4 protein-coding genes are annotated in these 5,888 nt (G+C 35.7%); 2 read left to right on the top strand and 2 right to left on the bottom strand.

Annotated features, from left to right (window positions below; genetic code table 11):
* The coding region (locus A9Q93_RS00020) for a c-type cytochrome (RefSeq protein ID WP_303685317.1) at positions 1-997 on the bottom strand (997 nt) is incomplete at its 3' end.
* 236 nt (positions 998-1,233) lie between these two features.
* Here A9Q93_RS00020 and A9Q93_RS00015 point away from each other — a divergent pair.
* Positions 1,234-1,608 carry a translation initiation factor IF-2 gene (locus tag A9Q93_RS00015; protein WP_303685316.1) on the top strand — a complete coding sequence of 125 codons (375 nt, stop codon included), beginning with the start codon at positions 1,234-1,236 and terminating at the stop codon, positions 1,606-1,608.
* Positions 1,609-1,739: 131 nt separating this feature from the next.
* Here A9Q93_RS00015 and A9Q93_RS00010 read toward each other — a convergent pair whose 3' ends face one another.
* Positions 1,740-2,822 (bottom strand): endonuclease/exonuclease/phosphatase family protein, encoded by a 1,083-nt coding sequence (locus tag A9Q93_RS00010; protein WP_303685315.1) that lies wholly within the window; start codon positions 2,820-2,822, stop codon positions 1,740-1,742.
* 125 nt (positions 2,823-2,947) lie between these two features.
* Here A9Q93_RS00010 and A9Q93_RS00005 point away from each other — a divergent pair, with 125 nt between their 5' ends.
* Positions 2,948-5,791 (top strand): TonB-dependent receptor, encoded by a 2,844-nt coding sequence (locus tag A9Q93_RS00005; protein WP_303685314.1) that lies wholly within the window; start codon positions 2,948-2,950, stop codon positions 5,789-5,791.
* The last annotated feature ends 97 nt before the right edge of the window (positions 5,792-5,888 follow it).

Below are 5,888 nucleotides of genomic sequence, written 5' to 3'. Positions count from 1 at the left end.
CCCATCTTACCGGTTGTTCTTCACCTACAAATTTTTGCTCATCACTATCCCAACCAGTAGCTGCGTATAACTTTTGAATTTCCTTATTATAGTCTATACCATATTCTTCCATTCCTTCTTGATACGTAGACTGAGCAACTTCACCTATGGATTTGTGACAGTTCATACACACGTTTAATGAGGGAATACCTGAATGCTTAGATTCTCTAGCACTCGAGTGACAGTACTTACAGTCTATCTGACTAGTTCCAGCATGAATCCTATGTGAATAATGTATAGGCTGGATAGGAGCATAACCTTGATCTACACCTACACTCATAAGAGCTCCGTATGCGAAGTATGCACTAGCCAACAATAAAAAGATAGAAGAGACAAGAACTAAGAATTGATTCTGAACAAAAGCTTTCCAGATCGGAGTACGCTCTTCCTCAACCTCAAATTCGGTTTGTATACCATTTGCCTCAGCAAATCTTTTAAGAGTTTTGTTAACAACAACAAGTAAAACCACTAATAAAAGTAACACTATAGCAAGCGCCCCTAATATTATATTATTAGTCATCGTATTATCTCCTGACCCAGCAACAGCTCCACCTTCAGCACCAGCAACAGCAGCTACAGGCGCAGGCTTCTCAGTATCAGTGTAAGCAAGTATATTATCAATATCTAAATTGCTCAACTGCTCAAAAGAGTTCATGTTCTGCTGACCATACTCATTATAAACCGCAACTGCCTGTGGATCTCCAGAGGCTATTAATTTTGCAGAATTTTTGATCCACTTGTACAACCATTCACGCTCGTACTTTTGACTCACTTGAAATAACGCTGGACCTACCGCCTTTTTATAAAGCTTGTGGCATGATGCACAATTTGCTTTAAAAAGAGCTTCTCCTAACGCGGCATCGCCGCTACTACTTGCTTCTACAGGCGCCGCTGGCACACCATCTGAGGTGGTTGCATCTTGACCGTAAACCGCTATCGATGATAACGTTACGAACAAGAAGGCTAGCAAAAATTGCCCTGCGGAAAAATGTAATCTCCTATTTATCATCTTGTTTAATGAATATTACAATAACTTTGGCACGATAATTACAGTATTTTACTGAATCGTAAATGCGACTGCAAAAATAGGTTATAAATCATTTATTTTTGCCCTTGACAATCACATAGAAAATAATTTATAACAATTCTAAATAGTTTTACCACACTCAGGTTAAAACTTCCCCATTAACCGCTATGACTATAAAACAGCTTAAAAATTCACTCAGCATTATCGCACTCTTGTTAATTGTATCACAAGGTTTTGCGCAAGAAAATAGACCTGTAAAAAAACAAAAAGTAGACGAATTAGTCTCCACTAAAATCGCAATGGATAAAGCAGGTGATTTTAAAGATCGATTCACCATCCAACTGTTTTATGGTGAGCGTAATAAGGCTATAGCTACTAAACAAAAATACGATCGATTAAACATGCCTTGGAAATCAGAATTAAAGTGGGAATCTCCTTACCATAAAATATGGGTAGGGACATTTAGAAGTAGGCTTGAAGCTGATAGAGCTTTGTTAAAAATTAAGGAGGAATATAAAGACGCCTTTATCTTAAAGCCATAATCTTAGCTTCATTTATAAATTACAGACTTCAGTCATTGTAGGCAAATCTTAAAACTAAATCCAGTTCACTCTATTGTATAAAATAAAAAGAGCGCTTTAATAAGCGCTCTTTTTTAATTGATTGTGATATCTTAATTATCACTTTTATCTTCTATCTCTTTTACTAAGTACACGTACACCGGGAAGTGATCACTAAAACCACCTGTAAAAGTCCCATCTGCAAAGCTACGTAGTGGATAACCCTTGTATCGTCCAGTTTTATTCATCATAAAACTTGGGTTGTAAATATTTGCGTTATAATACACATACCCATCTTGACTCGCTTCACTAAGTAAAGGATATGTGAACATAATTTGATCAAAGATACCTACAGCATCACGATAAGCAGTAGTTCCAAAACCATCTTTACCCATACGCATGTAAGGATTATAAATCATTTGAGGACGTACTTTTTTACGATCTTCTTGAGCATTTAAAGTAACCTTTACACTTTTATTAGAAGGATAATCATTTAAATCTCCCATTATTACAACCTTAGACATAGCATCTATACTGTGTAAAGAATCGATTACCTTTTGATTTAAAGCTGCAGCAGCAACGCGATTAGAGCGACTCTTCTGCTCTCCTCCACGTCTTGATGGCCAGTGATTAACTATAAAAGTCATTTTATCACCGTCTAATTCACCTGTAACAACAGTTTGATCGCGAGTATAAATGCGCTTACCACTACTCTTATCATAGATTAATAATTCCTTGCTCTCACTATTTAAAACTCTGAAATCACTTTTCTTGTATAATAGTCCTGTATCAATACCACGTCGGTCTGGAGAATTAAAATGCACAATACCGTAGTCATATTCAATAAGCAAAGGGTGATTTACAAGATCTTCAAGAACCTTTCTGTTTTCAATCTCACAAACACCTAAGATAGACGGAGCTGTTTGCGACTTCTCTGAACCTATTTTGCGTATTACACGAGCCATAGAAGTCAATTTTTTCTGATACACGTTAGCACGTACTCCTTCAGCCATTTCCATAATTGGACTAGCCTCGTCATTTATACTTGTATCATCTTCGATATCAAAAAGATTCTCTAAATTATAGAAAGCGACTGTTTTAACCTTGTACTGCTTTGCTTTAGTAGAGGTTTGTGCTGTTACCGCTTTCGCGAAAGCGAAAACACACAACATACTCATTAATAGTTTTTTAATCATTTTTATTAAGGTGTCAAAAGTTATATTATTGTAAACTCTTATACAATTTGCGCGCCAAAGGTACGCAACTGAATAGAAAATCGTAGTTTTGCCCGCTTTTCATAACGAAATCTTAATATTAACAAATGATAAACAAACAATTTAACAAACTTCTATTAGTTGTTTTTATGCTTGTATCCAGTTTAGGTATGGCACAAGAACTTCTTAAAGGTAGAGTTATCGATGACAGCACCGAGGAACCTATACCTGGTGTGACAATTAGTGTAAAGGGATTAAAATTTAATGCTACTACTGATGCCAACGGTTACTTTGTCGTAACTGGCGCTATTCCTGTAGGTGATCAAATGATTACTGTAAGCAGAAGTGGTTATTATACTAAAACTATTCCGGTTGTAATAGACGCATTAGGCGTTGTAGATCTGGATCCAATTTATTTGCAGTTAGATAATTCAGACATCACGCAGTCACAAGGAGTGATTTCTTTAACTGAGAATGACCTTGCTGATGATGAAAACGCTGCTAATAATGTTTCTGGACTATTACAAGCATCCAGAGATCAATTTTTACGTGCGGCTGCATTTGACTTCAGTGCTACCTTCTTTAGACCTAGAGGTTTAAATAGTGAAGATGGAAAGGTGCTTATTAATGGAATAGAGATGAATAAGCAATTCTCTGGTAGACCACAATGGAGTAACTGGGGTGGAGTTAATGACTTACAGCGCAATCAAAACTTTACAATGGGTCTTAGTGCTGCAGACAATAGCTTTGGTGGATATGCCGGTGTACAAAGCATAGACATGAGAGCTTCTCAACAACGTGCAGGAACTCAAATTTCTTTTGCGAGTGCAAACAGAAGTTACCAAGGTCGTTATATGGTCTCTCACCGTTCTGGCTTATTGAATAATGGCTGGTCATTTGCGGTAAACGCCTCTAGAAGATCTGGAGATGAAGGTTATGTAGACGGTACATTATATGATGCCAATTCTTTAGGACTTTCTGTAGAGAAAAAATTAAACGATTCTCACTCCATTAATTTTACAGGACTATATACACCTAATAGACGTGGAAGACGTACTGCTATCACTCAAGAAATTGAGGATCTTAAAGGTATTAAGTATAATCCATTTTGGGGTATGCAGGATAATGTTGTGCGCAACAGTAGAATAAGAGAAATAGACGAACCTATTTTTATGTTGAACCACTACTGGACTGTAAATAGTAAATTAAAAATTAATACTAATGTAGGGTATCAATTTGGTAAAATAGGAAATACACGTATTGATAATGGAGGTACTAGACTTGTAACTCTTGATGGTCAAAATTCTTATGTAGGTGGAGCGAGAAATCCTAATCCTGATTACTATCAAAATCTTCCTAGTTACTTCTTAAGAAATGGTCAAGACCCTATAGATTTTCAATATGCTTATCTAGCCCAGCAAGAATTTATCAATGATGGACAACTAGACTGGAACAGCTTATATGAAGCAAACAGAAGTTTAAGAGAAAATGGTGGTAACTCATTATATGCTATTCAAGAAGATCGTATAGACGACAAGCAATTGATGGTTAATACAATCGTTACTGCTGATCTTACGGACAATATCCTATTTAACGGTGGTATAAGATATCGCAATCTTAATAGCGAGAATTACGCCATGATCAACGACCTACTAGGTGGTACAGGATTTTTAGACGTAGATTTCTTTGCAGAAGAAACTAATAACATCAACCTTGATGATGCAGCTCAATCTAATGTGAGAACACCTAACAGAATAGTAGGTGTAGGCGATCGATACAAATACAACTATGAGATAAATGCAGATGTATTAGCAGCATTTGCTCAAACTCAATTTAAAACTAAAAAAGTTGATTTCTTTGTAGCAGGAAATGTTACAAGAACAGAATATCAAAGAGACGGTAAATATGAAAATGGAAACTTTCCAGGTTCTCAATCATTTGGAAAAAGTAAAAAATTAGAATTTACAGACTTTGGTGTAAAAGGTGGTGCTACTTATAAAATATCTGGTCAGCAATTTATTGATGTAAATGCAGCTTATATCTCGCAAGCACCTACAATTAGAAACTCATTTAGTAATGCTAGACAGAATAATGAAACTATAGTAGGCCTTGAGTCTCAAAAGTCATATAGTGGTGATTTAAGTTACATTTATACTACACCTATAGTTAAGGCTAGATTAACTGGTTACTACACACAGTTTACTGATGGAACTGACATAGGTTTTTACTTTACTGAAGGCTTAACTGGACTACCTCTAGATGATGGTAGTGCATTTGTACAAGAAGTTGTTACTAACATAGAGCGTCGTAATGTAGGTATGGAATTAGGTCTAGAAGTTCAAGTAACTCCTACTATTAAACTTAAAGGTGCTGCTGCCATAGGTCAAAATGTTTTCACTAATAATCCTGATCTATATCTTACTAGTGATGACTTTACCGGTCAATTAACATTTGGCGATGGAAAGACTAACATTAAAGATTATCACGTAGCCGGTGGACCAGAGACTGCTTTACAAATAGGTTTTGAATACAGAGATCCAGAATACTGGAACGTAGGAGTTACAGCAAATTATTTTGCTAACGGCTATGCAGATATAAGTAATTTAAGAAGAAGTGCTAACTTTAGATTAGATTATGATGGTATAGAGTTTAACGATTTTGATCAGGAAGTTGCAGATGATCTTTTGAAGCAAGAGCAGTTTGATAATTATATGCTTTGGAATGTAATAGGTGGTAAGTCTTGGAGAATAGACGATAAGTTTGTTGGGTTCTTTGCGACTATCAACAATGTATTTGACCAAAAGTATAAAACAGGAGGATTTGAGCAATCTCGTAATTCTAACTTTAGATCTGTTAGAGATGATGCAAACAATCCACAAGAAGTATTTGCGCCACGCTACTTCTTTGGTAATGGAACTACTTATTACCTAAACGTATATTTAAGATTTTAATAAGCAATGATGAATTTATTTAATAATAATATTATGAAAAATATCCACAAACTTTTTGCAATTGCTGTGCTTTCAGTAATTACATTCTCATGTGTTG

Origin of the sequence: Nonlabens dokdonensis (genome assembly GCF_002162835.1) — a bacterium.
GTDB classification, from domain to species: Bacteria; Bacteroidota; Bacteroidia; order Flavobacteriales; family Flavobacteriaceae; genus Nonlabens; species Nonlabens dokdonensis_B.
The sequence above is the reverse complement of the archived record's forward strand: the minus strand, read 5'-3'. Positions and strand labels throughout refer to the sequence as shown.

Excerpts from the sequence above, each read along its gene's own strand:
- A9Q93_RS00005 (WP_303685314.1), top strand. The coding sequence starts at position 2,948 with ATGATAAACAAACAATTTAACAAACTTCTATTAGTTGTTTTTATGCTT.
- A9Q93_RS00015 (WP_303685316.1), top strand. The coding sequence starts at position 1,234 with ATGACTATAAAACAGCTTAAAAATTCACTCAGCATTATCGCACTCTTG.
- A9Q93_RS00010 (WP_303685315.1), bottom strand. The coding sequence starts at position 2,822 with ATGATTAAAAAACTATTAATGAGTATGTTGTGTGTTTTCGCTTTCGCG.